Genomic DNA, 25,886 nt, shown 5'->3' on the forward strand with positions numbered 1-25,886 from the left:
GGATTTTAGCAGGCAAAATGCCGGTAATATTTGTTATCGGACAATTAATGTTGTGTTACAACACCGTTCGGTGTCAGTTACGAAGGACGGAGTGTGGGATTCGGGGTGCCGCCAGTGTGACTGGCATAACAATCCCGATTGGGAACCATGCCGCGGTTTCGAGCGTCCAATTCTAGGACGGCACAACGGTCGTCAGAACTCAGGACCGAAAGGGAACACCATGGCTCTCTCTGATGGATACCGGATGTACACCACCGACGACGAACTGGCAGCAGGGAACGTCTCTGGAGTAGCTGCTCCAGCAACGACGCCCGTCCTGGTCCCGCTGCTCCTTCGCGCGACTCTCATCGCTCAAAAGTCGTCGCAGCAGTGCGCAATCTCGCTTGCCGGCGGAACGCCGAACGTCAAGAAGACAATCCAGTCTGTCTGCTAAAGATCTGACTCGGCGGTAGAAAGGGGTTTGGTTGGCGCGCACTACGTGCGCGCCAACCAAACATCCACGATGAGAATTCTCCTTTATGTCACCGGAACAGCCATGGCGCCGCTGACTCCACTCTGTCTACAGATGCTCCGCGCAACACGGCCAGCCGATGAGGTGTGGGTGGCCCTATCCGCCGCATCACGCCGATTCGTCACACCAGACGCCTGCGCGATGCATGCTGACCGCGTTGTTCTCGACGACTGGAATCAGATGGGCAGTGGGGAACATGTTGAGCTCAGCCGATGGCCGGACGCGATCATCGTCTATCCGGCGAGCCTGAACTTCGTCACGCGATTCTCGCTGGGCGCAGTGGATACACCAGCCATGTTGTCGATCCAGTGCTCCGCGGCCCCCATCGTCATCGCCCCGGCGCTTCCGCCAGGCGGTGCCGAGTCGTTCTCGTTCGGGCAGGCCAAGACGCGACTCGGCGAGCACGCGCGGGTCCAGTTGCTTCAAACCATCGTCGCGCCGAGCGTAGCGCTCGGGACCGATGTTCGCGGTGCGCCCGTCCCATTCACTGACGTCATAGAGCTGCTGGACCAGGTAGGAAACCATGAAGGCAACCATCCCCGTGTCGGTCTCGGCTAGCCGGAATCTCGTTTCTTTCCAACATCGCACCTCTGAATCGCTGAGGATCGTGCGATTTCGATACGACCAAGGCGAGCAGGAGGTGCCCGATCTTGCCCAATTGCGCCACGAACGCCGAGTAGCACTGCCCACTGCGGACGCCGGGGGATTCGAGTACCGGCTACCAGCAGATTCATCCATCGCACTGGAGGTAGATAAGGCCGCGGATGCACGAGCCGCAGTCACTGCGATCGCAGATGTGCTCGCCGAACTGCATGGATGGGGCGACGACAGCGTGGCAACAGGTGCTCACGCCACTCCTTCGTGGATTCGAAGACTCAAGGGACATCTACGTGCAATTCGTTGTAGCGCAAACGATGTGGCTGCGTTCCTCGGGCGTGAGATTCCAGCCGAGTATTTCGACGCACCCTTGGTGCCGACATCCTCGTCCCGCCCTTGTCTGCTGCATGGCGCGCCCTCCCTGGCATTGACCTATCTGACTGAGCAACGTGCGCTGGTCCTAGCCGGAGAGGACATCTCGACCGGTCCGCCCGAGATGGACTGGGGATTCCTGGTTGGGGAAATCGCAGAGATCGCGCTGCTGGGTTCGTATCCGATCGCCCGCCACTGCCAAGTTCTGAACTCGATCGTGGACACGTACACGCCCGGAATGGATCGCAGGTCGATTATGGCCTTCGCCCAACACCGCACGGTGCTCCACATCCTGGACTACGCGGACTCGTTCATCTCGACCATCGACGACATGACGGATGAGTGGTTCGCACTACTAAGGAGCATTCAATGGGACCAGATACTGCCTTGACCGGTCTGGCTGAAGCGCCGCTACGCTACGCCCCTGAGGATCTGAACGACTACCAGGAGGTGCGTGAAGTATTAACTGGAGCGTCTGTTGGCGCCATGGTCGATCCGATCCAGCTCGGTGGCCGAAACCCGAACTGGGTCAGCAGGACCACGAGAGGGCATTCCGTCTTCGTCAAGTACGAGGCGAACCCGCTTCCCACACATCGGACGCACTCGCGCACAAAGACTTTCCATACCCTGCTTGAACTCGACGACACACTGCGACAGAGCATCTCGACACCAACACTGCGCGCGATGTCGGAGGACGGCCGTGTCCAAGTCTACGACGTTGTCCCGCGGTCGCCGACTGCACAGCAAAGACTGATCGAACAGACTTTGCATCCGCTGACGATGTATCAGATCGGACAATCGGTGGGAGCACTCCATAGCGCCGACACCATGACGGCCCCAGCGGTTCATCCTGCCGGTGTCATGCCCTCGGGCTACGCGGTCGGCGAAGTCGACGACGCGATTGTACCGGGACTGTCCGCAGCCCAGCTGGTGGCGCTCCGTTTGCTGCACGGCGATCATGCGCTCTACGTTGCGGCGACCCGCTTGCTGTCGGATATGCCTTCCTCGCCCTCCGGACTCCTGCACGGAGACCTACGACTTGACCAAATTCTGATCTCCGATAACGAGCACCACTGGATCGTCGACTGGGAGGAGTTCGGCATCGGGCCCACTGCCCGGGATCTCGGCTCTCTGATCGGTGACATCGTCAATTCGTCGGTCATCGCTTCGCTATGCGTCGACAGCACGACAGCCAGCAGAGAGGTCCACGAGACCGCCGTCCAATCCGGGCTGACGAACGCGAAGAAGTTGGTCGCCGAACTTTGCGTGGGTTACCACGAGGCGTGGTGCCGCCGACGACCGAATCGGCTTCTTGACCGCGCGTGGGCCTCGGAGGTCTCGCGATTCGCCGGCTGGCACCAGTTCGACCGGTTACTGGCCAACGCCGCCGGCGCCGTCACGCTCACTGCGCAATCTCGTGCACTCGCCGGCGTGGGACGAGTACTGCTCCTCGATCCCGATGCCTTCATTGAAGAGTTCGAGCTAGATCGGATCATGGCATGACGACGAACAGCAGCGCCGCGGTCGCAGAGGTACTGCAGGGAATTCTCGAGCGCACCGGACGTCGTGGGGACAACATCATGGTCGCTCTGGCAGGCGATGAGCTGACCGGACCCGCGGGCATCGTTCGACACAAGTTGGCCGCGGTGCTGTACGAGATCTTGCATGCGCGCCGCTCTGTGGATGCCACCGTCCGGAAGCGGACGCAGGGACAAAACCCAACACTCGCGCCCAAACCCGCAGGCGGTTCCCTCATGGAGGTCGCTCTCCTGCAGGCGTTCGCGGATCGCAGGTTCGTTGCCCGCCGCGCACTGGTGGAGGAGCGAGCAAATTCCGTCGTCTACATGCAGAACGGAGTTCGCATGGAGACAACGCGAGACAGAGTGGTCGGTGTCCGTGGCGCCGAGGTCGGAATCACGCTTCAACACCATTCGAGCGCCGTCTCACCAGGCTTCTTCTATGTCTATGGACCGTCGTCGCTCGACGAGGGGCAGTACCGCGAGAAGGAAACCCGCGTCTACCTGTCCATCGGCAACCCGGAAGCCGCGGGACCACTATTCGTCGACCTCGTTCGACGGCTTGACGCCGAGGACCTCGACTTCGACATGAAGGTGCTGACTTGCCCAACTGAGTACCCACGTAGTGACTCCATAGTTCTCTACGTCAATTGCGACCCGGAAGAGATCTGCGACTCAGTTCAGGCGTGGAGCACCGCCTATCAGCCTCACTTCGTGAGCGGCTCTCTGCTGACACGAGAGCGTCACCCTGGCATCTCGACAGCGCAGGAACCTCGGGTGAACCCGGACGATCCCACGCTTCGTAACCTGAGCTTCGGCCAACACCGAAGCTTGATGATCGCCGATGCAGTGATCGAGTTTGCCCTCACTGGAGGGGTATTGGCCGCTGCACTGGAGAAAAGTGCCTTCGACTTCGGTGTCCACCCACACGACTACTCGGCGAATCTTCCGATTGGGGCGTCATGCTGACGACAGATACCGCCCACGAGATCGACTTCTCCTCCGCGCTGATCCGCGGAGCGCGGCGAAATCCCATGATCTCCGTGATCATCGACGGCGGTGCCCAGGACGACACGATCTACGGTCATGGATTCGCACACCTTCGCGAGCATTGGGCGCTGGCTTCTCTCCATCGCATGTACGGAGATCACCTCGTCATGTGCAGCGCGAAGACCCTCCAGTACCAGACCGAGCTACTGCTCTTCACCGACTCCGAAGTAGCACCCCTAGGGACGATCGACTGGTGGCAGTGGTCGGAGGCGGATCTCGCCCACGAGGTTGCCAGGATCGGCGAAGAGATCGTTGCTGCAGAATCGGATGCCGTCGGTTGTGCATTCGACCGCCAGCTGCCGCAACGCCTCGAGGCTTACAGCACGGGGGCTGACTGGGGGTACGGCGACCGCGACCTCCTTGGCGAATGGACGGTCGACAGCCTCGCAGCGGCCGTGCATCGGACCTGGGGCCGACAACCCGCCATCTTCTCGACAACAACCCCCGAGGCTGCACAGTGGCGGCCCTCAATGAACGAGGAGGGCCGTAGTAACGACATGACCGGGCTGGAAACGGTACCCACTGGAGCGGACCACACATACCGCGTCGACTCCGAGGCCAGCCGGGCTGCATACTGCGGCTGGCTCTTCCGGTACGACGACTGGCGCTCATCGGCGGATCTCGACGACTTGACAATGCTCATGCGCATCGCAGTCAACGAGAAGCTGACCCGCGACATGACCCACTACCGATGGGAAATCCGAGTGAGCCAGTTCGGTGAGCGATACGTGACCCGCGGCACCGAGTACCTGGGGATCGGGATATTCGCGGATCGAGAAGTCCGGACAGGGGACTACCGCAACCTCGCCCAGCGACTTCTTGAACACGTCCACCAGATACTGCTTACCGAGATCCAATTCGCCAACACTGGCCTTATGGCCGCGGTGGACCGCTATCAATCATTCCGGCGCGCGCGACTGAATCAGGCTCTTCCCCAGCGCGCAATCGTCCATACCCGTGCGAAAGTCCACGGCAACCCCGACCATCCGGACCTCAGGATGTCGAACCGCACTGCCGCCGAAAACCACCTTCTGATGAAGCGGCTGTCGCAGCTGGTCGAGCAGATGCTCGTGACAGATCCCGAGATAGCCCCTGTGAGAGCGGAGCAACGATGAGTACCGACTGCCGCGCCGCACCACCGTCAACCGACATCGGGACCATAACCATCACTGACCCTGGAAACCCGCTTGTGGAGGCGCGGTTCGTGCGGATGACCGCGACATGGCCGCCCTGCCAGGTTCGAGCGGCCTACCTACGCGCCGTAGACGCCCTCACCTCTGCGACGAAGACGGGAAGCGAGCTATCGCGCGGCTGGGCACGTGGCTCCTCCCTCTCGGTCTCCCACGACGAACTGACCATCATCGTTTCGGCCAGCTGCATCGAAAGCGAATGGGAGGACACCCGCACACTCGCACTCGCGGTGTTCGAGGTGACAGCAGCAGCTGAGGGCGTCGTCCCGAGCACCGAGGAAGCGGATCCAGCCGCTCAGCACACCGCAATGCAACCTGAATCGGACTATGCCCAGATTCGCCGGTCGGTGATGTCCCGAGCATTGGCTGTATCGGGACGCGCTCTCGACCGGATTGCCCAAGAAGCCGAACCCCGTTTCACCACAGCACCATCAACCTTCGCCGTCATCGGCGGGAATATGTGAGGACGCAATGGCCAGTACTGAATCTGAATCCACCGCGGTCGACACGCTAATCTGCGGACCGATGGTGATCGAACGATCCGAGAACACGATCAGGACGTTCCTCGAGTCCGACGACAGCACATCCGTCACTGTCGAGCGGATCGGTCCACGAACCGACAAATGTCCCCTCGGCACCCGTGATTCCGCCGCAGTTCGTGCCCAGGTGAACGGGCGCGAACTGGCATTGACAATCGGCAGCGGCGGACTGCTCAAACGCACCTATCGCATCGTGGCCGAGTTCGACGGCAGATGCGTGAGTCTGCGTCCCAAGGACATCGAGTCGACCACCTACCTGAACGGACGACCGCACGAGATCGAAAAGGAGTTCGGCGAGTTCACCCTACGTGCTGACGGCACCGTCGACGTGTTCTGGACGCTGCCGAAGAAGGTGCTGCACAAAACCATCGAGCCACCCATCCCGACCACGGAAGAGCTGCTCGTCGGCTACGCGCTGTCCGCAGCGTTCGGGACCGGAGCGCTGTCCCTGACGACGATCCTCATGGGCTTCGTGTCGTCGGCAATGCCCGGATGACGAACGATCGGAACTGATGACCATGGGAACTAACCGAATCGTCCTTGCCGCCAGGCCCTACTACGACGAGGGCGACCATAGGCACATCGCCGCGCGCGTGGCTGCGATGATGGTGAACCACCCCAGCGGATCGATGCTGGAGGAACACCTCGCCGTGGAGGGAATCTCGGCTACTTCTGCACACTCCACGATCGATTCCATAGGGGGCCGCAACGTCATGCTGATCGAATACCGGGCGAATACGGCGTGCGCCCCGGTGGAGATCACGGACCGGACCCGCGCTGCGATTGCGCATGTGGGACGGATGGATTTCAGCGACTACACTCTCGCCCGAGCAAAATCCTGCGCGCAGAGTCTGCTGGATATCAACGTATCCGGATTGCCGCAATTCGTGGACGCAATATGCGGCTTCGTCGCCCGGTACGGTCGCGTCGACGTTATCGATGACTACCGTCGCCTCCTCGACACCGTTGATCGCGGAATGGTCGCCGCAGTGATCGCTGACTTGTACGACGGTGACGCGTTTGTCATCGACCAAGTCGAGGAAGAGTGACCGTGCACCCACGGTCACGAGATACCTTTGAAACTCCGAGAATTGCACCCGGAGTGGAATCGTGGACTGCCCACGACGAGGTTGTCCGCACCGCTGGATTCTGGACCGTAGCCAAGAAGATGCCCAAGGTCTACGGACGATTGCTTCGCGAATGCTTCCAAGTTGCCCCCGCCAGCACGGTCACGATCATCGGGGGCATCCTGGGCGCAGAGATCTCGACTGCAGTCGGCCTGCTCAGCACGACAGATGTCCTGTCGAGTCTCCTCACAGCTGGGCCTACCCCGGACCGGGTGCGTGCCGCCGCTCCTGGGCTGGCTCTGATGCTGATCGCGCTCGTCGTGCGTGCGGGACTGCGGGAAATCGTCGAATGGCAACGCAGCCGACTTGTTCCGCGACTTCGATTGGCGGTTCGTACGCGACTTCTCACCCTGACCACCGAGATCGAACTCGTCGCCTTCGACGATCGCCGTTTTCGCGACGTGCTTCATCGCGTGAACGAGCGATCTGCGGATGCCGTGACCGGGTTGCTCTTCAGCGGGCTCGAAACGGCCTCCGGTGTGGTCGGACTCCTCACCGTAGGCGGGGTCTTGACCGTGCTGCACCCAGTCCTTCTGCCGCTCATGATCGTGGCTGTGGTGCCGACCTGGTTCGCGTCGGTGTTGGCTGCTCGGGTGGTCTACAACGTGTATGCAGAGACCAGCGGTTCACAACGGAGAATGGACACGTTGGCCGAACTGATGTCGGGTCGACGGGCCGCGGCCGAGATCCGGGCATTCGCAATGGGGTCCTATCTCCTGGCCCAGTTTGGTGGGCTCGCAAGATATGTGCGAGATAAGCAACTGGAGTCAGAGAACACCCAGGCCAGGTCCCGAGCCTTCGGAATGGTGTTGTCCGGAGCGGGTGTCGGGCTGGTCTATACGGTGTTGCTGATCCTGCTTAATGTCGGCGCGATGCCTTTGGCCGTCGCCGGCACTGCAGCGGTCGCGATCAGGACAGCGCTATCGGCAATGACCGGTTTCAGCGCTTCTACGAATGTTGCCTACGAGAACGCGCTGTTCTACCAGGATTACCTCGACTTCGTGCGGGAGGCCGAGCACCGCCGAGAACGTTCCGGAACCTCGATACTGTACTCCAACGCTGTCGGCGTCACGTTGCGCAATGTGTCATTCACTTATCCGTCGGCGGCGATGCCTGCGCTTCGAGGAATCGACCTGGATATCGCTCCGGGGCAGGTGATCGCCGTCGTCGGCGGCAACGGTGCGGGCAAGTCAACGCTCGCCAGGGTCATCGCAGGACTGTATCGGCCCGAGAGTGGACAGGTTTGGTACTCGGGCGTGCCAATCGAGGATGTGCATAGGAGGTGGCTACGTGACCGGATCGCCGTAGTCGCTCAGGACTTCACGCGCTGGCCATTCTCCGCGCGAGACAACATTACGGTCGGCCGAGTGCCGACGAGTGCGCCGGACGCCGGATTCCGCCAGGCCTGCACGGCCTCAGGCGTCCAGGAGGTGCTCGCCCGATTGCCCGACGGGCCGGACACGATGCTCGATCCGTCCTACGTCGGGGGTACCGACCTTTCTGGCGGTCAGTGGCAGCGCCTCGCCATCGCTCGCGGCCTGTACAGCAACCCAGGACTACTCATTGTCGACGAGCCAACGGCTGCGCTCGATGCACCCGCCGAACGGATGATTTTCGACATGATCCGGGCCCAGGCCGGTGGGAGGACGGTCGTGCTCATTACTCACCGGCTCTCCGGTGTGAGCCTGGCCGACCAGATCGTCGTGCTTGACGGTGGGCGAATGGTGGATCGGGGCACGCACACAGAACTAATGCAACGCGGCGGGCTATACCGCCACTACTACCGACTGCAAGCCGAACCGTACGAGCACCAAAAGGAAGATGCTGAAACGGAGCAGATTCGACGCGTAGCGCCATCGAGTCTCACGTGCCCGACTGCACCCGGCACCGGTCGACCCTCACCGGTGAGCTGACGCGAACGAGCACCGCAACAAGCCCTCATCTTTCTGCGAGTTATTATCGAATTCCAGCAGCTCAGTCGCGGCTGAATGTGAGTTTGACGTTGTGGGGCCTGCTCGTACGGCGGACCGCGAACAGGCAGTCGGCGCGTTCGATGGTCCGAACCACGGTCGTTGTGAGACTGGAAACCAGTTCGTAGTTCGGTGCCGTTTCGGCACGGTGCAATGTGGGGCCGATTTGTTCCTTGTTCGACTGAGGAATCAGTCCGGTGGTGGCCCAGCTCAAGCCGTGCGAGAAGCCGGAACAGATGCGCCACGTGAGCAGCATCGACCCGCCTTCGTCCGGGAGGTCGTCGATCTTCTTGAGCACGGATGTGTAGCCAGGGAACTTACATTTGTCGCGTGATGAGCCCGAATCGGCCACCATCTTCTCTATTCCTGGTTCGTGATCGAAAGGATCTCGATACTCCTCGGGGAGCATGGACTGGAAAGCCTTCTTGTTGTTCGTGTCGTCGATGTGCAGGCCAACGAGCCGCTGCAGACGGGTTATTCGGTCCTCTGGCTCAAGTAGCCACACGGCGGTGGCGCTGGACTCTAAAGCAGCGCGCAGGAGGGCGAATGGAGTGTAGTAATGGGTTCCGGCGTTGAGGATGTCACGGAGCCCGGCGAGATAGTCGACCGCGACCTTCAGCCTTCGTGACGCGAGAGTGTCGACAAAAAGTTCGGGCACCTGCTTGCGATCGCCGTCGAGGTCGCTGTTCGGTTCGACGGGGTAAGGATCGTTCGACTCGATCCGATGCAACACGCTGGAGGCCCTGTTCATCCGCTGCATTGTTAGTTCGCGCCAGTGGTCGTCGTCGGGACGAGGGCTGGTGCTGGTCATCATCGGCAACCATCATGCCTGCTCGTTGACGCGAGAGCGTACGAACCGTAGGCGATTCTCGAAAATAGTGTTGTCGCCTGGACGGGCATGCGGGCCTCTCGATAAGCGGACTCGGCCGTCTATAAACGTCATAGTATAAGTTATCGGCAGTGGTAGACGCGGTCGTGATACTTCGCTGCTCGCTCATTGGATACGTCCCATGAACGGATACCGCGATCCTGCTGATTCTCGCCGGACTCGTCATCGCGCTCGCGAGCATCCCGATCGAACGGACTGAGGGAGCAGGCAAGGCGACACCCGTCCTCATCGTCGGTGTCGCGCTCGGTATCACGGGGGTCGTCTAGCTCATCGGAGACTCTGTTCGGTTCACCAGCGAAGGTAGCGGTCGTCTGCCGCTCGCGAAGGCCAGGCCAGCCTTCACCCCCACCGTTCGTGGGCAGATTGACGGCTGATCCCCGCAGCTCGTCCGATATCGGCCCACGATGCACCGAGTGCTCGCGCTTCGGCGACGACACCGTCGAGCCGGCTCCTTGACTGCCGCGCGTCGGCCGCGGCGGTCGCCACCGCCGAAAGAGACTCCAACGGCGCGACGTGCACCTTCCACTCTGCGTGAATCAGATCCTCGACCTCAACGGTCGGATCACCGCCCTCGGTGTCGAACACCTGGTGCTCGCGCACGTCCGTCGCCCTGGAGTCCGTGGCGCGGGTCCATAGCGGGCCCACCCAGCCGCACTCGCACTGAGCCCGCCAGCCCACGACGAGGTTGTCGGCGATCTGCTCGCCATCCGGCAAGAGCATGTGCCCCTGCGTCGACCCCACCGACCCCCGTCCATCGGGGGTGACCGCTGCCGCCCAGCCCGCGTGGTCGCCTCGTTCGGTCATCCACCCCATTGGGATCTCCTTCAGTCGGTCGCAGTCAGTGAACCCAGTCTGTCAGGGAGCCCTGACACTTCCCCGGTTGCAGCGGTGCAGCGGTGCAGCGGTGCAGCGGTGCAGCGTCCGCGTTTCGAGATCGGACTGTGCTCAGAGTGCTCGTCGAAGGTGCCTCGGCCGATAATGGTCGTTTCGGGCTCGCCAGTCGGCGACCGTGCGGCCGGTGGACGGGCTGGTGAGTCCACTCGTCGCGCTGGGTGCGTGGAGGTGCATTCTGGGTGACTATGGTCGAGTATTGACTCGATGCCATATATAACTATAATCGTCCATATGGATCGTGAACTGAATCCGTTCAAGCCCGGTTCCGGCCTGCGTCCGCCGGTCCTCGAGGGTCGAGGCGAACAGGTCGAGGCGTTCGATCTTCTTGTGGCGCGCAGTAAGCGCCGCATCTACGACCGTGGGCTGATCTTGTCGGGGCTCCGTGGTGTCGGTAAGACCACTCTGCTCAGTTCTCTTGCCGACCATGCCGATCGGCATGGGTGGCTGACGATCGAGATTGAAGCTCGGCCGAATGCCGACGGTGCGGCAGCGATGCGGCGCAAGCTCGGGCAGCAGTTGGACCTCGGGCTTCGTCGCTACAGTCGAAAGCACAGGGTTCAGCGAGCGTTCGACCCGATTCTGGAGATTGTTCGGGGGTTCTCCCTTGCTGTGGGTCTGGGGCCGGCCACGGTCAATGTTTCGTCGGGGCAACCGGCTGCGAGCGGTGACATCGATCTGGACGTCGAGGAGCTTGTGGAGGCGATCGCCGAGGAGCTCAAGCCGCGCGGGAGCGCGTTCGGTTTGTTCATCGACGAGATGCAGGATCTCGACGGGGACCTCCTCGCGGCGCTACTCGCGGTGCAGCATCGTGCCAGCCAGCGCGAATGGCCGTTCTTCGTGATCGGCGCTGGCTTGCCGAACCTTCCGGCTACTCTCGCGGACTGCCGCTCGTACGCCGAGAGGCAGTTCCTTTACAGCACGATCGGTCCACTCGGACGCGATGCGGCGGCGGATGCGCTCCGGCAGCCTGTCCGGAAGCACGGCGGCGACTTCACGGACGACGCGCTCACTCTTCTGGTCACAGCAAGCGGCGGGTATCCGTACTTCCTTCAGGAGTTCGGGAAGGCGATCTGGAATCTCGCGCCGGAGACTCCCTTTCAGCTGGAAGATGCCGAGCTGGCTGTCGAGGTCGGCCGCGAGCATCTCGACGAAGGATTCTTCCCGTCACGTTGGGACCGCGCCACCGATCGTGAACGGCGGTACCTCACCGCCATCGCCGACACCGGGGAGGAGACCCCACGCTCGGGAAAGGTCGCCGCACTCATGGGGGTGACCGTGAGCGGGGTCAGCGACGTCCGAGACTCGGCAATCCGCAAGGGCTTGGTCTGGGCGCCCGAACACGGCCGAATCGCCTTCACGGTCCCAGGTATGGCTGACTTCATCCGCCGCCGACCAGCCTCCTGATGGGTCGCACGAGGATTCGTCATGAGAAACCAGTCGTGAGGTCGGGGCGACGCCGACGTCGTACCCGGTTGGGGCCGGGAGTCCCGATGCAGGCAAGTATTGCTCGACGTCGTCGAGATCCTCGGTGACAGAAGAGTGACGTTCCCGGTCCTCGCTGGAGCGCTCTATACCTCCAATTCCGTTGGTATACTCAGCGTTTCGATACCTGGTGCATCGCAGAACTCAAGAGGAACCTGGTCAGGGAGCGCACTACGATCGGGCTCGCCGCGGCCGGGTCTCGGCAACGACGGCACGGGTCGCGCGCTGTTCATCATGGACACGAGGTCTGAACATCTTCGGGCTGGATCCGGTCACCCGCGTGCGGCCGGATCCGGCACTCGACGTGAGTCCTCCGGTGACACCCAGTTGGTGGAAGTGGGGGTCTCCGCATCTACTGTGCCCATGAACTCACTCGAATACCTGCTCGGCAAGCTCATCCTGCTCTTCCTCGCCACGACGGCTTTCGCTGTCGCCTATGCGATCGCCTCACGGGACAGGTTGGTCCCGACGCGCAAGGAGTTCGGCACGATTGCAGGGGTCGTCATCCTGACATCTCTGATGCTGACGTGATTCGGAACCCCGGCGGCGGCCACTCACCGATCTCGACCGCGCGGCCGTCGGTCGCCACGGGGGCTGGCGGCCCGGTGGGCGTCAGAGGGTGCCGCTGCGGGGCTGTACCCAGCGGCGTCCGGGTCGTGGCTGGCGTCGTATCCGGTTGGTCGGAATCGGTGCGAGGCGGTCGAGCAGTGGTGTGCTGAAGATGCTCAGCGCGAGACGGCTGCGCCAGAGCTTGTGTTTGGCGGCCCAGAGCCAGTGCCCGAACAGCCACAGCCCCGCGCCGACGGCCAGGAACATCCACATCCGCGGGCTCTCGTGACCTGCGGCGATGCGAACCAGCGCGATGATCGCGAGGAGACCGCCGGCGGCCCGTGCGATGCCGGATCCGAACACCCACGCCGCAAGGGCGACGAGGACGACGCCGGCGGCGATGCCTTCCATCTCTCTCACCTCACTGCTCGTTCGTCCATCTCGGTGTGGCCGGGATTATCCACTACGGCACCGACATTGCGATGTGCATACGTCGCCGTGCAATACTCGGCCTCGCCGTCCGGCCGATCCACCCCCCTGTGATCGCCGGGCAGGAAGAAGGCCCCGGCCCGAACGTGTCGACGACCCCCCGGTCCGCACGTGAGCCGGGGTCTTCGCCCATCTATCGACAACTGTCGAATCCTCCTGCAAGCGTGAGAGATACGAACCCATACGGCGCGATCGAGGGATCCTCGATGCAATTGCGGCGATCTCTAGACACCAGTCGATGGACCCGCTAGATTGAAAATATCGACGCTATCGAATCTATCGAAGCTCGACGCGAACTGAAAATAGATGGTCCCGGCCGTGCTGCAACACGACCGGGACCTGTGGAACGACAACGGATCGGAGCCGTCATGTCCCACGGAACGAGTGTACGAATCACTGCGAAGCAGGCGCAGACCGCGCGTGTGTGGTGCGCAAGCGCCGGCGCGGTGGCCGGGGTCTATCTGGCCGGGCTGGCCGTGATGCGCCTCGGGTTGATGGTGGTGAGCTGAGGTGAGGTTCACCGCCCGCACGACCGAGTGGGATCTCGAGCGCGCCTTCGAGCGGCGGGCTGCCCGCGGCGGCGATCCCGGCGAGATCGCCGGGCAGTACGAGCGCGATCTGAGCGAAGCCCGCCGATCCGGAGCGATCACCGAGGATCAGTGGGTCGCGCTCGAGATTCGGTTGCAGCATGCCGCGGCCGGTGCGGTCGGGGCGCGCGCATGAGGTTCGGCGGGGCGAGTGTCCCCGCGCAGGTCATGCTGCCGCCGGAGCTCGGCGGTGTGGGCGCAGTGCACGTTCAGCTCGCCGTGACGCTGACTCACACGACCAACCGGCAGCTCGCGCAGCTCCTGCCACTGCACGGGGCACTCGAAGTGACCTCGATCGGCCGAAACGGCCGCATCACGTCCGCGATGTTCCGTGCCTACCTCGACGGCGGACGTCTTGCCGCGCCGGCACCCGCCCCGCACCCGCGTTTCGTCCACGGCGACCACAGCATTCCCGACTGAACCAGCGGCCGATCCGCCGCTGCCGACACGTCTTTCCAGGAGTCTTCATGCATCTCGTCTCCACCGATCCCGCCTATCCCGGGATCGTCACCGACATCGTCGAATACCGCGCCAACGAGCGCGAGGGCATCTGCGAGGCGCACGTGTTCCTGCACGCCCCGGGCCGGTGGTACAGCGATTTCGTGCAGGTCCGTCTCCCGATTGCCTGCCTCGATCCGGCGCCGTGGCCGCGGCGGCCGGCCCCGGCCGCGACGGCCGTCGCGATCGCCGTGTGAGCGGCGGCGGCGCGTGCGTGCTCGCGACCGTGCGAGCCCTCCCTGCATGTATCGATGCTGTCGATACAATCGGTGCGCCATGCCGGGCTCTCGGCGTGGCGCACCGTGGCGTGAGGAGTCCCGTGACCGACCGAGAGCTCACCGGAGCGACCGTGCGTGTGCAGCGCAGCTTCTCGTGCTCGGACGAGGTGTGGGACACCGCGAAATCGGCGTGGAGCGCGTGTGCGCACGACTTCCCGGCATGGGCGTGGTGGCTCGAAACCGCGCTGGCAGCGAAAGCCGACGAGACCGCGGCGCGGCATCCCGGCGGGCTCGAGCCCGCACCGGCCAAGCTTCCGCCGGGCCGCCGCGAGCGGACCAGCAGCACACCGGACAGGACACGGCGGAGCTTCACGTGCCGACGCGAGGTGTGGGACCGCGCCCGCGCGGCATGGTGGACCGAGCAGGAGCAGTACCCGTCGTTCACCGAGTGGGCCGAGGAAGCACTCACCGAAGCCGTCGAACGCACTCGATCCTGACCCGCGCAGGGGGTCCGTTGCGGAAAAATCGGGTTTCGTCATTCAATCGGCCTATGACCACTTTTGCCGGACTGATCGGCCTGCTCATCCTGACCCTGGTCTTCGCGACCGCAACCTCCCTGATCTATGCGTGGGGAGCCCGCCGTGACTGGCCGACGGCACAGGAGTTCGTGGTATCCACCGCGGTGCTGTTCACGGGAGCTCTACTGGTGCAGTAACAGTCCCCGGGCCCGAGCAGCTGTGACGTGAGGCCTGACCCGGACAGGCGGTCACCGCGCTCGACGGAACAATGCGATACACCGAAATGGTTTCTGCGGGCCGGGCCGCTTCCCTGGCCGAGTTCGATGGCCACACTCCCGGCCCGCGAGCGCCACACTACCGCACGACTCGAACTAGCGTTCGATTATGGTGGTGGGGTGTTCGAGCAGTGGCCCGAGGGGCTGGAGCCGCAGTGCCGGCGGATCGTCGACCCGCCGATGCGGGTGAGGGTGCGCCTGGCGGCCGCGATCGCCCGCGACGCCCCGGCCAAGGCGAACGAGATCGCGCTGCGAGTGCGGGCGGAAGGGCTCGTGCTCGACGAGATCGTCGACGGCGAGCTGCTCGGGTGGTGCCGCAGCAATCGCGGCGACTGGCTCGGAGTCGTCGACATCGAACTGCACACCAGCAACCGGCTCGGCCGGCTCCCGCTCCGGCAGCTGATCCCCGCCGGCGCGATCGAGCGCGCCGACGAGAGGTGAACGGTCCCGCACGAGGTCACGGCACCGCCGGACCGCCCGCATCCTGCTCGGCATCGGCCGGTATGCCGGGAGTGGTGAGCACGAGCCCGACCTGGCCGCGATCGTCGTCGGGAGGGAACGCCATGCCCGGAACTCTACGACCGCGCGGCGGCGCGCCGGTCAGCTGGCGAGTCGGTCGGCGATCTTGTCGAGCTCGTCGCGGTCTCGTTTCCAGCCGAAGTCGAACCCGCCGTAGATCCCGTACGGCGGCATCTGGGTCAGTGCCCATTGCAGGCAGGGGCGTCGAACCGGGCACCGGTGGCACACGTCGACGGCGGGGCGCACTCGTTCGCGGTGGGGCCGCTGCCCGTCTCGCTCGGGAAACCACAGATCCGGGCTCGTGCTGTCGGCGCAGAGCGCCTGCTCGCGCCATTGCTCGACCCGGATGTCGATGTCGCGTGTCATCTGGCTCCCCCTCGTCAGCGCGGTCCTCCCCGACCGCTCCGAGTGACCGTAGTGGCACCCCGGATGCCGATACAACCTCTGTGTCGGGCCCGGCCGGGCCGAGTGTGGAGGTTCTTCCTTCCCGGATGATCCGCGATGATCTGATCTCACGACGACCGCGTCAACTACTCGGTCGACAATTTCCCGCACGCGCTCGCTGCGCTCTCTTGTTTCGCGCGAGAATTTCTCGATTCGCAGTGGACACGATCGCCGATCGACGCAGCATCGGCCGATATTCCGAAAAGGGAACGAACCGAACGTAAGCGCAGGCCAGCAGCGTTACAGACAGGCTGTGTCGTGTAGAGAGTTCAGTCGAAAAGAATTGAACAAAAAGGGTTCGATATCTCGAATGGCGAGGCTGTTTGCGATAGAATAAAAGCAACGTTCGAGGTCGCGATATCGAGGGGTGAGGGAAATGCAGAAAGTGACCGTGTGCACGAAGCCGGGATGTGTTCAGTGCGCTGCGACGTACCGCGCGCTCGAGCGGCTCGGGATCGGCTACGACGTCGTCGACATTCTCGCCGACGATGCTGCGCGCGAGCTCGCGGCGAACCTCGGCCACCGGCAGGCACCGGTCGTCGTCGCCGCCGGCGGCGAGCACTGGTCAGGTTTCCGGCCCGATCGCATCGCGGCCCTGGCCGCATGAGGGCCTCTGCCATGACCGCCTCCGACCCGAAGCGAGACGAGATGAGTGCACCAGCACTGCAGTTGGCGCCCGACGTCGCCGATCCGAGCGAACCCGGTCACCCCGGCGGCGATCCCGTCGACCGTCCCGCCGCCGACGCGGAAGCGTGCCTGCTGTCGGCGCTGATGCAGCTGCGCGAGCGGGAGCAGATCGCGGTGATCCTCGCGAACGTCGTGCCCGCGGACTTCGACGACGCCGTCCACGGGGCGCTGTACCGGATCGTGGCGGGCATGCTCGGCCGCGGCCTCCCGGCGGATTTCCCGATGGTCGCCCACGAGATCGACGCCCGGCCCGACACCGACGCCCATCACCGGGTGCCGCTGCGCCGCCGGCTGGTGCGGATCGTCGACGCGACGGCGTACCCGGAACGGGGCGCGCACTACGCGAAAGCCGTCGTCGCGCAATCGCTGCGGCGTTCGACCGCGATCGCCGGCAACGCGCTCACCGAGGCCGCCGCCGGGGCGATCGCCACCGACGACCTCTACGCCTATATGTGCGAGCTCGGGCGGGCACAGCGCGATCATCACCACCGCTACGCCACCTTGTCGACTGCCACCGGACGTGGGCAGGACCGATGAACGACGACGACCTGCGCGTGGCCTTCGAGCTGCACGAGCAGGGGCTGGGTTGGGCGCAGATCGGCCGCGAGCTCGGCTGCACCGCGCCGCTCGCCCGGCTCGCCGCCGACGCCTACCGGCGACGCACCGATGCTGCGGCCGCCGCGGACCAGTACAGTCTGTTCGACGCCGCACCCGAGTAGCAGCCAGCCGCTGCCCAGGTGGAGTGCACCGAGACGACCTTGTGCCTCAACCCCCCCTGTAGGCGCAAGGTCAGAAAGCCCCGGACCCGGTCCACAGCCCTCATCCCCCCGAGGCGCGACCGGATTTCCGGGGCTTTCGTCTGTTCTCGGCTCGATTCCGTTGACAGATCCACACCGCACGCGTTAACTATTAACTTGTTACTAGTTAAGATTCGAGGAGTGGTGATGGGGAATCCGCTACCGACCTGGCGTGAGCGCGCGGTGTGTGCGCAGATCGATCCCGACCTGTTCTTTCCCGAGGCGCCGCGGCACAGCGGCGCGGCGTCTCGCCGTCCGCAGGTGCGTGCGGCGCAGGAGATCTGCCGGTCGTGCCCGGTGCGCGGCGAGTGTCTGAGCTGGGCGATCGAGCGCGGCGAGCGGTACGGGATCTGGGGTGGGGTGCTCATGGAGGCGATCCGCACCCAGCGCCGGCGTCTCGCCGTCGAGGAGATGGCGCAGGTGAACGCATGAACGGCGGCCACTCCGGTGGCGACTGGGCGCGGCGATCCGCGCGTCGTCCATACTTGGTTCAAGTACCGAGTACGGATGGAGGTGGCGGCGTGATCGTGGTGCGGATGGGCCCGGAGGAACAGGCGCTGGCCGGCGATCCTCTCGGCCGCACCCACGTCGGGTATCGCCCGGGGCTGACCGAGTCCGAGGTCTGGGAGCGCGGCCGCGGGGTCTGGAAGCTCAAGGAGGGCCGAACCCTCGAGCAGGAGCTGGCGGTCGTCGTGGATCCGGACTGGATCGTGCGGGCGGTCGCGACCGTGACCGCAGTGTCGAAGGCCGGCGATCGCCGTGCGATCGAGGGAGAGCTGCTGGCCGGCCACGACATGGTCGGCACGCCGTTTCCCACCCCGAATCGCTCCCGCAACGCGATCAGCTACCACCCGGACTGATCCGGCCCGCTGATACCCCACAGCCGGTGGGCACAGTCCAGAACGCGGCTGTGTTCTGCGTCACTGCGGTTGCGTTCGGTCGAGGGGGTCGGTGACGATGGCCGGGCGAAGCGGCAATCGCTCGCACGCTGAGCGCGGGGCGGCGCCAGGGCGTTACGTGAATGCTGCTGCTGCAGAGTTTCTGCAGGGGCGGCTGTGGCGTACGCAGGGGAGAACCGTATGGCCCGCAAGGAATCCGAGCCCTCGAAGCCGGATCTGTTCAGCTCTTGGGAGGAATCTGCCGATGAACGAGCAACTACGCCGGATCGTGGACGAGACGTACCGGACGAGCATCGGGGTGGACCCGAGCTGGACGGACGAACAGACCAGGGTGTTCGTCGATCAGGAGACGGCGCGGCTGAATCAGCGAATCACGCTGCTGGCCGAACAGATTCAGGACGAGACGATCGCGACGTACGTGCGCGATCACGATCGGCAGCCGGACTTCACGGTGCACGTGGACCTGGTGAACCAGGCGAAGGAGATCGCGCGCGAGACGGTGCTGACGAGCGAGCTCTACCGCCTGATCGCATCGGAGGAGACCGAGACTCTCGATCTACTCGATCCGCAGGTGTCGGCGACGACGGCGGACCTGATGGCGTACCGGCCGCCGGCGGAGGCGCTCGACGCGGCGCGCACGAATCCGGACCGGTGGCGGACGGTGTATCGCAGCGAACCGACGCCGGAGATCGACGCCGCGGTCGCGGCGATCTGGCCGGAGCGGACGGGGTACTTCCGGATCAAGGCGCAGTATCTGCTCCAGACCCGCGCCGAGGACCTGCAGCCGCTGCCGAGCGGTCCGAGCGATCCGCTCGCGGACGAGCTCGCCGCACTGGTGATCGAGGATCTGCGCGCGGACGGGCTGCCGCTCGACGGATAGAGGCCGAGCAGTTCTCGCTGTTCGACGAGTTCGGCAACATCCCGACCGACCCGCGGGTGATCGACCCGGGCGGTGCGCCGTTGCCGGCACCGACCCGCTCCCCCGCACCGCCGCCGCCCACCGCGACGGCACCCACTGCGCCGTCGCCCGAGGCGCAGCCCGTGGCGGAGCAGCAGCCGGTGAGCGGTCCCGGCGATGCCGGACGCACCGAGAGTGCGGCGGTGGTGGCGGATTTCGTGCTGGGGTCTCGGGTGACGGTGCCCTCGGGCGGGAAGGCGCGGGCACGCGCGAACATCGCGGCGATCGAGCTGGTGCAGCAGCTCGCCCGCGAGTCGCGTCCGGCCACCGGCAGTGAGCAGACGACGATCGCGGCCTGGTCGGGGTGGGGCGCGGTCCCGCAGGTCTTCGACCCGCGCAACGCTACGTTCGAGCCCGAACGCGCCCGGCTCAAGGAGCTGCTGACCGCGAACGAGTACCGCGAGGCCGAGGCGTCGATCCTCAACGCGCACTACACCGATCCGGCGATCTCGCAGCAGGTGTGGCAGTTGCTCGAGCGCGCCGGGTTCTCCGGTGGCCGCGTTCTCGAACCGGGCTGCGGGTCGGGCAACTTCCTCGGTCACGCCCCGAGCGAAGCGGTGATGGTCGGCGTCGAACTCGATCCGATGACCTCGAAAATGGCGGCGGCACTGTATCCGTCGGCGCAGGTCCGCAATGAGGGATTCGAGCAGACCCGCGTCCCGGAGGGCTCGTTCGCCGCGACGGTCGGCAACGTCCCGTTCGGCAGGTTCGCCGTCCCCGACCCGGTCCACAACCCGGACCGGCATTCGATCCACAACCACTTCATCCTCAAGTCGATCGCACTGACCGCGCCCGGCGGCTACGTCGCGGTGATCACCAGCCGGTTCACGATGGACGCGCAACGATCGCGGGCACGCGAAGAGATGGCTCGGCACGCCGATCTGATCGGCGCGGTCCGATTGCCGACGGCAGCGTTCGCGCGCGTCGCCGGCACCGACGTGACCACCGACCTGCTGGTGCTGCGCAATCGCGAGAGCGAACGCGATGGTCCGATGCCCGACTGGGTGCGCACCGTCGACGTCGCCGTCTCCCCCGGCGGGGAGCTCCTCGGCCGCCGAGGCCGGACCGACGACGACATCGACCTCGACGCGCAGGCACCCGAATCGGTGGCGGTGAACACGTATTTCGTCGAGAACCCGAACCGGATCCTGGGTACGGTCCGGATCGGTCACGGCCAGTACGGCGCGCAGACGATGGTCGTCGATGCTCTCGACGATCTGTCGGTCTCCGACGAGATCCGTGCAGAGCTCGGCCCGGTGATCGACCGATCCCGCGAACTCGGCTACGGGCTGACCGCGACGGCGGACTCGCTGGTCACCGTCGAGCACGAACGGTTCGACCCCGGACTGATCACCGCCGCCGACCGCGGGCCCGCGACGCCGTTGGACACGCTGCGCTACAACGCCGACGAGCACCGCATCGACCGGTGGACCGGGACCGCGTGGGTCGACAACAACACCGCGAGCTCGAAGATCGCCGAGACCCGCAAGCTGCTCGAGCTGCGTGACGTCGCGACGTCGCTGGTCCTGGCCCAGCGCGACGGCCGCCCCACCGCCGACAAGGAGGCACTGCGCGGCGAGCTCAACCGCCGCTACGACGACTACGTGCGGGTGCACGGGCCGATCAACCGGTTCACCATGACCAGACCGAAAGAGACCACCGCGGCCAAGCACGACGAGCGGTACGCGAAGCTCGAAGCGGCCTGGCGAGAGGCCGAGGGCGACGAGATCGGCCCCTACGCCGGCCGGGTTCCCGACGAGCTCGCGGCACGCTGGGACGAGAAGGCGTGGAAGAGCACGGACCCGGTCAAGCGGCGCCCCCACCTCGAGGGCGGGATCCGCAACGACCCGGGGTGGGCGGTGATCGCCGCGCTCGAGCATTTCGACGAGAACAGCCAGAAGGCGAGCAAGGCACCGCTGTTCTCCAAGGACGTCCTGAGCCCGCCGGTGCCCCGCGAGCACGCCGACAGCCCGCAGCAAGCGCTCGCCCTGAGCATGGAAGTCTCCCGCACCGTCGACGTCGAGCGGATCGCGGCCCTGCTGCGTACCGACGTCGCCGACGCCCGCGAACAGCTGAGCGGGCTCGTGTACCCGTCGCTGTCGAACCCGGACACGCTGGTGCCGGCCACCGACTACCTCTCGGGCAACGTGCGCGCGAAGTACTACGCCGCCGTCGCGGCCGCCGGCCAGAACCCGATCTACCGCGAGAACGTCGCCGCTCTCGAGGCGCTCATCCCACCCGAGCTCGAACCGCACGAGATCCGGGTCCGGCCCGGCGTGACGTGGGTGACCCCGAACGACATGACCCGATTCGTGACGCAGACCTTCGGGATCGAACCCGACCACGTCACCATCGAGAAGCTGCCCGACCGGTGGACGGTGGACGTCCCCAGCTGGCACCGCAAGAACCCTCGGCTGACCGAGGACTGGGGCACGCCGTCGCTCGACGGTGTGGAGCTGTTCGAGAAGCTGTGCAACTCGAAGGCGATCGAGGTCAACCGCTCGGCCGAGGACATCGCCCGCGACGGCGGCCCCGCGCTCGACGGTCAGGCGACGTTCGCGGCGCAGGCCAAGGCCGAGAAGATCACCGCGGAGTTCAAGCAGTGGATCTGGTCCGATCCCGAACGCGCAGACCGGCTCGCCCGCGAGTACAACACCCGCTTCAACTCGCGACGCGCCCCTCGTCACGACGGGAGCTATCTGACGTTTCCCGGTCTCGCCGATCATTTCGTCCCGCACCCGTATCAGCGTGACGCGGTCGCGCGCATCATCGCCGAGCCGACGGTGCTCCTCGATCACGTCGTCGGGGCCGGCAAGACCGGCACGATGTTCATGGGCGCGATGGAACTCAAACGCCTCGGCCTGGTCAAACAGCCCTGGATCGTCGTGCCGAACCACATCCTCGAGCAGGTCGGCCGCGAAGCCAAGCAGTGGTATCCGGCCGCGAACATCCTGATGGGGACGGCGGCGACCACCGCGGAGGGCCGTCGGCGGCTGGTGGCGCAGTCGGCCACCAGCGATTGGGACATGGTGATCGTGCCGCAGTCGGCGTTCACCCTGATCGGCGTCGACGACGAACTCAAACGCGGCTACATCGAAGCCAATCTCGCCGAGCTGCGTGAGGTCGCGTCCACCGTCACCAGCGACAAGAGCAAAAAGCAGATCGAGCTCGCGATCAAGGTCGCCACCGAGAAGCTCGACAAACTGCTCGCCCAGGACCGCAAGGACACCGGTCTGACGTTCGAGCAGTCCGGATGCGACTACCTGTTCGTCGACGAAGCGCACATGTACAAGAACAAGACCCGCGCCTCGAACGTCACCGAACTCGCCTGCCCCCGCGGCTCGCAGCAGGCCGAAGATCTCGCGATGAAACTCGATCTGCTGCGCCAACGGCGCCGCGACGAGGCGATCGCCGCGGGCGTGCACGCCGATCAGGTCGTCGAACGGGTCGCGACGTTCGCCACCGGCACGCCGATCGCGAACAGTCTCGGCGAGCTGTGGGTGATGCAGAACTACCTGCGACCGGACCTGCTGCGCGAGGCCGGCGTCGCGAGGATCGACGACTGGGGGGCGGTGTTCACCGCCACCGTCACCGACACCGAGATGAACTCGACCGGAACGAAACTGCGGCCGGTCACCCGGGTCGGCAAGTTCGTCAACCTGCCCGAGCTGCTGCAGCTGTCGTCGGTGTACTCCGACGTCGTCACCCGCGATCAGGTCCCGGTCCGGTTGCCGACGCTCACCAGCGGTGAACGCCAGATCAGCACGCTGGTCCCCGACCAGGAGACCCGCGACTTCATGACCGACCTCGCCTACCGGGTCGATCACCTCGACCCGCGCGATCCCGCACGCGACAACAACCTCAAGATCGCGAGCGACGGCCGCAACGCCTCGCTCGACCCCCGGCTGGCGCACCTGCCGGCACCCGAGAACGGTGGCCGCGCCGCCGACGTCGCCGAGAAGATCACGAGCATCCACGAATACAGCAAGGACACCGTCTATCTCGACGAGACCGGGCAGCCCTCACCGACTCGGGGTGCACTGCAGATCGTGTTCTGCGACCGCGGCACCCCGAAACCGGGCCACAGCGAGTTCAGCGTGTACGACGCGTTGCGCGACGAACTGATCGCCCGCGGAATGCCGGCGGACAAGATCCGCTACATCCACGAGGCCCGCACCCCCTCACAGAAACTCGCGCTGTCGGCAGCGTGCCGCAGCGGCGAAGTGCACGTGCTGATCGGCTCGACCGAGAAGATGGGCACCGGCACCAACGTGCAGGACCGCGCCATCGCGATCCACCACATGGACGTTCCCTGGCGGCCCGCCGACCTCGAACAACGTGAAGGGCGCGGCATCCGGCAGGGAAACCAGAACGACACGATCGAGATCTGGCAGTACGTCACCGAGAACACCGCCGACACGGTCATGTGGCAGACGGTGCGACGCAAGGCCACGTTCATCCACCAGACCAAACGCGGCGAGGTCGACGTCCGCGAGATCGAAGACCTCTCCGGCGGCGACATCGGCAACGCCGCGGCCGCCACGAAGGCGATGGCCACCGGAGATCCCCGATATCTGCGTCAGGTCGAACTCGACGACGACGTCAAACGGCTCACCGCCCTGCAGAAGGCCCACACCGAGTCGATCGCCCGCAACTCGTGGCTGCAGACCAAGGCCGAAGCCCGCATCGGCGAACTCGAACGTCAGATCAGCACCCTCGAGCGTCCCGCCGCAGAGATCCGGGCACGACGCGACGGCGACGAGCGCACGGCCCCGGTGATCGTCGTGGCGGGCACGTCCTACACGGAACCGAAGAAGGCCGCGGCCGCGTTCACCGAATCCGTGCGCTCGGCATACGTTCTCGGTCGCAACGACGGTCTCGCCAAGGCACGTCAGATCGCGACGATCGGCGGAATCGAGGTCCTCGCGGCGCGCTCGGCCTCCGACGCCACGATGCACGTCGCCTTGTCCGTGCCGTCGAAGACCCGCGTGATCGAGGAAAGCGAGCTGTTCGCGTCCGTCGGCAACAACCGCGAGCACCGCGACCCCGCCGCCGTCGCGCGCGGACTGCTCCAACGAGTCGAGAACATCTACCACTCGCTGCCCGAGCATCTCGACATCCTGCGCGGTGACCTCGCCTCCACGCGACGCGACCTCGACGAGCTGCGCGCGGTCGGGCACGGGTCGTTCGACCGTGCCGACGAGCTCACCGAGAAGAAGACCGAACTGCGCGCGCTGACCGTCGAGCTCAGTCAGGAAGCCAACAGTGCCGCCGCGCAGGCAGAACGCGCCGCCGCCAAGGAACGCATGGACGCCAAAGGACGCGACCCGGGCTGGTCACTGCAACTGAACCCCACCCCCAAGGTCCTCGCCGAACTCGGACTCGATTCCGCCGACCAGCTACGAGCGATCATGGCCGACCGCGAGTTCGCCGCCGCCCGCGCCCGCGCCGACACCGAGCCGGTGACAGAGCAGCCGGACATCGGCCCGGTCGAGCTCGCCGAAGCCGAGCCCGCCGTCGACGACATCGAACCCGCAGGCGAGGCGGCCGGCGCCGCACCGCCGCCGGCTGCAGCCGAGGAGATCGCCGCGCCCGCGGCCGAGCACACCGAGCCGACCGGCCTGGCCGGCGGCGACGAGACGCCGGCGCCCGGCGGGGACCACGGGCGGGCCGGTGAGACCGAACGACAGGCGCTGCGGGACGCGATCGCCCAACGCGAGAACGACTTCCCCACTCCACCCGGGCATCGGCCCGGCGGGGCGGGGCATCGACCACCGGACGAGCGGCCACCCCAGCAGCGTGGCCGCGACACCGGACCCGAACGCGGCCCCGCCCGCTGACCCCCAGACCCCGGCACCACCCATGATCTTCTCCAGTGCACAGGGCGGGCCACTGGAGAGGGCACGAAGGACCACCCCGCGACGGGGTGGTCCTTCGGCGTTTCCGCGGCCATGACAGCACCCGCATGACAGCTTGCTGTCACCGCGAACCGGGCCCGGCAGACGCGGTGCCCGGTGATCTCGGCGGCAGGCTCGGTTCGGTCGGCGACGGCGCACGCGCCGTCGCGGGCCACCTTCGGTGTCCTCCATAGGGAGCGTCGCTTCGCTCCGCGCTGAGAAGAGCTTTTCCTTTTCCCTTCCGGCCTTTCGATTGTGACCGGCGGTGCCCGTCCCGCAACCAGACGACGGCGCTGCGCTTGCCCCTGCGGGGTCGGGACACTTTCCTCCTCCGCTGCGCTCCCCCGGAAACTGTCCCGCTCGCAAGTTGCGGGCCGGCCCCCTCATGCCGGTCGTCATCTACAGCGCCAGAA

The 25,886-nt window shown here is 65.4% G+C and carries 29 protein-coding genes; 25 read left to right on the forward strand and 4 right to left on the reverse strand.

The features are described from left to right. The first annotated feature begins 220 nt into the window (after positions 1-220). The 10 genes from RR1_RS23155 to RR1_RS17180 all read left to right on the forward strand — a co-directional run bounded on the left by RR1_RS23155 (position 221) and on the right by RR1_RS17180 (position 8,816). Complete coding sequence (locus RR1_RS23155; protein WP_371836792.1) at positions 221-433, forward strand: LxmA leader domain family RiPP; 213 nt, start codon at positions 221-223, stop codon at positions 431-433. Positions 434-535: 102 nt separating this feature from the next. Further along, the gene (locus tag RR1_RS23160) at positions 536-1,069 is read left to right on the forward strand and encodes a flavoprotein (RefSeq protein ID WP_169847059.1); all 534 of its coding nucleotides are present in this window, start codon (positions 536-538) and stop codon (positions 1,067-1,069) included. Continuing rightward, positions 1,035-1,871 carry a hypothetical protein gene (locus RR1_RS22020; RefSeq protein WP_143153889.1) on the forward strand — a complete coding sequence of 279 codons (837 nt, stop codon included), beginning with the start codon at positions 1,035-1,037 and terminating at the stop codon, positions 1,869-1,871. The genes RR1_RS23160 and RR1_RS22020 overlap by 35 nt, the downstream gene beginning before the upstream one ends. Then, positions 1,850-2,983: a phosphotransferase gene (locus RR1_RS17155; protein ID WP_083581023.1), complete on the forward strand. Its 1,134-nt coding sequence runs from the start codon at positions 1,850-1,852 to the stop codon at positions 2,981-2,983. Before RR1_RS22020 ends, RR1_RS17155 begins: the two co-directional genes overlap by 22 nt. Then, positions 2,980-3,966: a T3SS effector HopA1 family protein gene (locus RR1_RS17160; protein ID WP_072713661.1), complete on the forward strand. Its 987-nt coding sequence runs from the start codon at positions 2,980-2,982 to the stop codon at positions 3,964-3,966. Before RR1_RS17155 ends, RR1_RS17160 begins: the two co-directional genes overlap by 4 nt. Continuing rightward, the gene (locus RR1_RS17165; RefSeq protein WP_072713662.1) at positions 3,960-5,162 is read left to right on the forward strand and encodes a hypothetical protein; all 1,203 of its coding nucleotides are present in this window, start codon (positions 3,960-3,962) and stop codon (positions 5,160-5,162) included. The genes RR1_RS17160 and RR1_RS17165 overlap by 7 nt, the downstream gene beginning before the upstream one ends. Next, the gene (locus RR1_RS22025; RefSeq protein WP_143153890.1) at positions 5,159-5,701 is read left to right on the forward strand and encodes a hypothetical protein; all 543 of its coding nucleotides are present in this window, start codon (positions 5,159-5,161) and stop codon (positions 5,699-5,701) included. Before RR1_RS17165 ends, RR1_RS22025 begins: the two co-directional genes overlap by 4 nt. Before the next feature lie 202 nt (positions 5,702-5,903). Further along, positions 5,904-6,272, forward strand: coding sequence for a hypothetical protein (locus RR1_RS17170; protein ID WP_143153891.1), 369 nt, complete (start codon positions 5,904-5,906; stop codon positions 6,270-6,272). Between the two features lie 16 nt (positions 6,273-6,288). After that, positions 6,289-6,825: a hypothetical protein gene (locus tag RR1_RS17175; protein WP_072713664.1), complete on the forward strand. Its 537-nt coding sequence runs from the start codon at positions 6,289-6,291 to the stop codon at positions 6,823-6,825. A 53-nt stretch (positions 6,826-6,878) separates the two neighbouring features. Further along, the gene (locus RR1_RS17180; protein WP_072713665.1) at positions 6,879-8,816 is read left to right on the forward strand and encodes an ABC transporter ATP-binding protein; all 1,938 of its coding nucleotides are present in this window, start codon (positions 6,879-6,881) and stop codon (positions 8,814-8,816) included. A gap of 61 nt (positions 8,817-8,877) precedes the next feature. Here RR1_RS17180 and RR1_RS17185 read toward each other — a convergent pair whose 3' ends face one another. Then, positions 8,878-9,687 carry a hypothetical protein gene (locus RR1_RS17185; protein ID WP_072713666.1) on the reverse strand — a complete coding sequence of 270 codons (810 nt, stop codon included), beginning with the start codon at positions 9,685-9,687 and terminating at the stop codon, positions 8,878-8,880. Positions 9,688-10,101: 414 nt separating this feature from the next. Beyond that, on the reverse strand, positions 10,102-10,575 hold the full coding sequence (locus RR1_RS17190; RefSeq protein ID WP_072713667.1) for a hypothetical protein: 474 nt from the start codon (positions 10,573-10,575) through the stop codon (positions 10,102-10,104). A 312-nt stretch (positions 10,576-10,887) separates the two neighbouring features. Here RR1_RS17190 and RR1_RS17195 point away from each other — a divergent pair, with 312 nt between their 5' ends. Next, a complete protein-coding gene (locus RR1_RS17195) occupies positions 10,888-12,060 on the forward strand; it encodes an ATP-binding protein (RefSeq protein ID WP_072713668.1) in 1,173 nt (390 codons plus the stop codon). Between the two features lie 441 nt (positions 12,061-12,501). Further along, the gene (locus tag RR1_RS22395; protein ID WP_169847061.1) at positions 12,502-12,669 is read left to right on the forward strand and encodes a hypothetical protein; all 168 of its coding nucleotides are present in this window, start codon (positions 12,502-12,504) and stop codon (positions 12,667-12,669) included. Positions 12,670-12,750: 81 nt separating this feature from the next. Here RR1_RS22395 and RR1_RS17205 read toward each other — a convergent pair whose 3' ends face one another. After that, positions 12,751-13,107 carry a hypothetical protein gene (locus RR1_RS17205; RefSeq protein ID WP_143153892.1) on the reverse strand — a complete coding sequence of 119 codons (357 nt, stop codon included), beginning with the start codon at positions 13,105-13,107 and terminating at the stop codon, positions 12,751-12,753. A 579-nt stretch (positions 13,108-13,686) separates the two neighbouring features. Here RR1_RS17205 and RR1_RS17210 point away from each other — a divergent pair. From RR1_RS17210 to RR1_RS17230, 6 genes are all read left to right on the forward strand, one after another. Further along, entirely contained in the window at positions 13,687-13,899 is a 213-nt protein-coding gene (locus RR1_RS17210; RefSeq protein ID WP_072713671.1) for a hypothetical protein, read from the forward strand. Next, a complete protein-coding gene (locus tag RR1_RS17215) occupies positions 13,896-14,183 on the forward strand; it encodes a hypothetical protein (protein WP_143153893.1) in 288 nt (95 codons plus the stop codon). The genes RR1_RS17210 and RR1_RS17215 overlap by 4 nt, the downstream gene beginning before the upstream one ends. 47 nt (positions 14,184-14,230) lie before the next feature. Continuing rightward, the gene (locus tag RR1_RS17220; protein ID WP_072713673.1) at positions 14,231-14,458 is read left to right on the forward strand and encodes a hypothetical protein; all 228 of its coding nucleotides are present in this window, start codon (positions 14,231-14,233) and stop codon (positions 14,456-14,458) included. 122 nt (positions 14,459-14,580) lie between these two features. Further along, complete coding sequence (locus RR1_RS17225; protein ID WP_072713722.1) at positions 14,581-14,976, forward strand: hypothetical protein; 396 nt, start codon at positions 14,581-14,583, stop codon at positions 14,974-14,976. A 53-nt stretch (positions 14,977-15,029) separates the two neighbouring features. After that, on the forward strand, positions 15,030-15,194 hold the full coding sequence (locus RR1_RS22400; protein ID WP_169847062.1) for a hypothetical protein: 165 nt from the start codon (positions 15,030-15,032) through the stop codon (positions 15,192-15,194). 198 nt (positions 15,195-15,392) lie between these two features. Beyond that, positions 15,393-15,713, forward strand: coding sequence for a hypothetical protein (locus RR1_RS17230; RefSeq protein ID WP_083581024.1), 321 nt, complete (start codon positions 15,393-15,395; stop codon positions 15,711-15,713). Between the two features lie 159 nt (positions 15,714-15,872). Here RR1_RS17230 and RR1_RS17235 read toward each other — a convergent pair whose 3' ends face one another. Next, complete coding sequence (locus RR1_RS17235) at positions 15,873-16,157, reverse strand: WhiB family transcriptional regulator (RefSeq protein WP_072713674.1); 285 nt, start codon at positions 16,155-16,157, stop codon at positions 15,873-15,875. 454 nt (positions 16,158-16,611) lie between these two features. Here RR1_RS17235 and nrdH point away from each other — a divergent pair, with 454 nt between their 5' ends. The 7 genes from nrdH to RR1_RS17270 all read left to right on the forward strand — a co-directional run bounded on the left by nrdH (position 16,612) and on the right by RR1_RS17270 (position 25,416). Continuing rightward, positions 16,612-16,842 carry a glutaredoxin-like protein NrdH gene (gene nrdH, locus RR1_RS17240; protein WP_072713675.1) on the forward strand — a complete coding sequence of 77 codons (231 nt, stop codon included), beginning with the start codon at positions 16,612-16,614 and terminating at the stop codon, positions 16,840-16,842. Between the two features lie 41 nt (positions 16,843-16,883). Further along, positions 16,884-17,459 (forward strand): DnaB-like helicase N-terminal domain-containing protein, encoded by a 576-nt coding sequence (locus RR1_RS17245; protein WP_169847063.1) that lies wholly within the window; start codon positions 16,884-16,886, stop codon positions 17,457-17,459. After that, the gene (locus tag RR1_RS17250) at positions 17,456-17,641 is read left to right on the forward strand and encodes a hypothetical protein (RefSeq protein WP_072713677.1); all 186 of its coding nucleotides are present in this window, start codon (positions 17,456-17,458) and stop codon (positions 17,639-17,641) included. The genes RR1_RS17245 and RR1_RS17250 overlap by 4 nt, the downstream gene beginning before the upstream one ends. A 225-nt stretch (positions 17,642-17,866) precedes the next feature. Then, positions 17,867-18,151 carry a WhiB family transcriptional regulator gene (locus tag RR1_RS17255; RefSeq protein WP_072713724.1) on the forward strand — a complete coding sequence of 95 codons (285 nt, stop codon included), beginning with the start codon at positions 17,867-17,869 and terminating at the stop codon, positions 18,149-18,151. An 89-nt stretch (positions 18,152-18,240) separates the two neighbouring features. Continuing rightward, complete coding sequence (locus RR1_RS17260) at positions 18,241-18,579, forward strand: hypothetical protein (protein ID WP_072713678.1); 339 nt, start codon at positions 18,241-18,243, stop codon at positions 18,577-18,579. Between the two features lie 283 nt (positions 18,580-18,862). Next, positions 18,863-19,498, forward strand: coding sequence for a hypothetical protein (locus tag RR1_RS17265; protein ID WP_143153894.1), 636 nt, complete (start codon positions 18,863-18,865; stop codon positions 19,496-19,498). A gap of 56 nt (positions 19,499-19,554) precedes the next feature. Continuing rightward, positions 19,555-25,416: a helicase-like domain-containing protein gene (locus tag RR1_RS17270; protein ID WP_072713680.1), complete on the forward strand. Its 5,862-nt coding sequence runs from the start codon at positions 19,555-19,557 to the stop codon at positions 25,414-25,416. The last annotated feature ends 470 nt before the right edge of the window (positions 25,417-25,886 follow it).

The organism is Rhodococcus rhodnii NBRC 100604 (genome assembly GCF_001894925.1).
GTDB lineage: Bacteria > Actinomycetota > Actinomycetes > Mycobacteriales > Mycobacteriaceae > Rhodococcus_F > Rhodococcus_F rhodnii.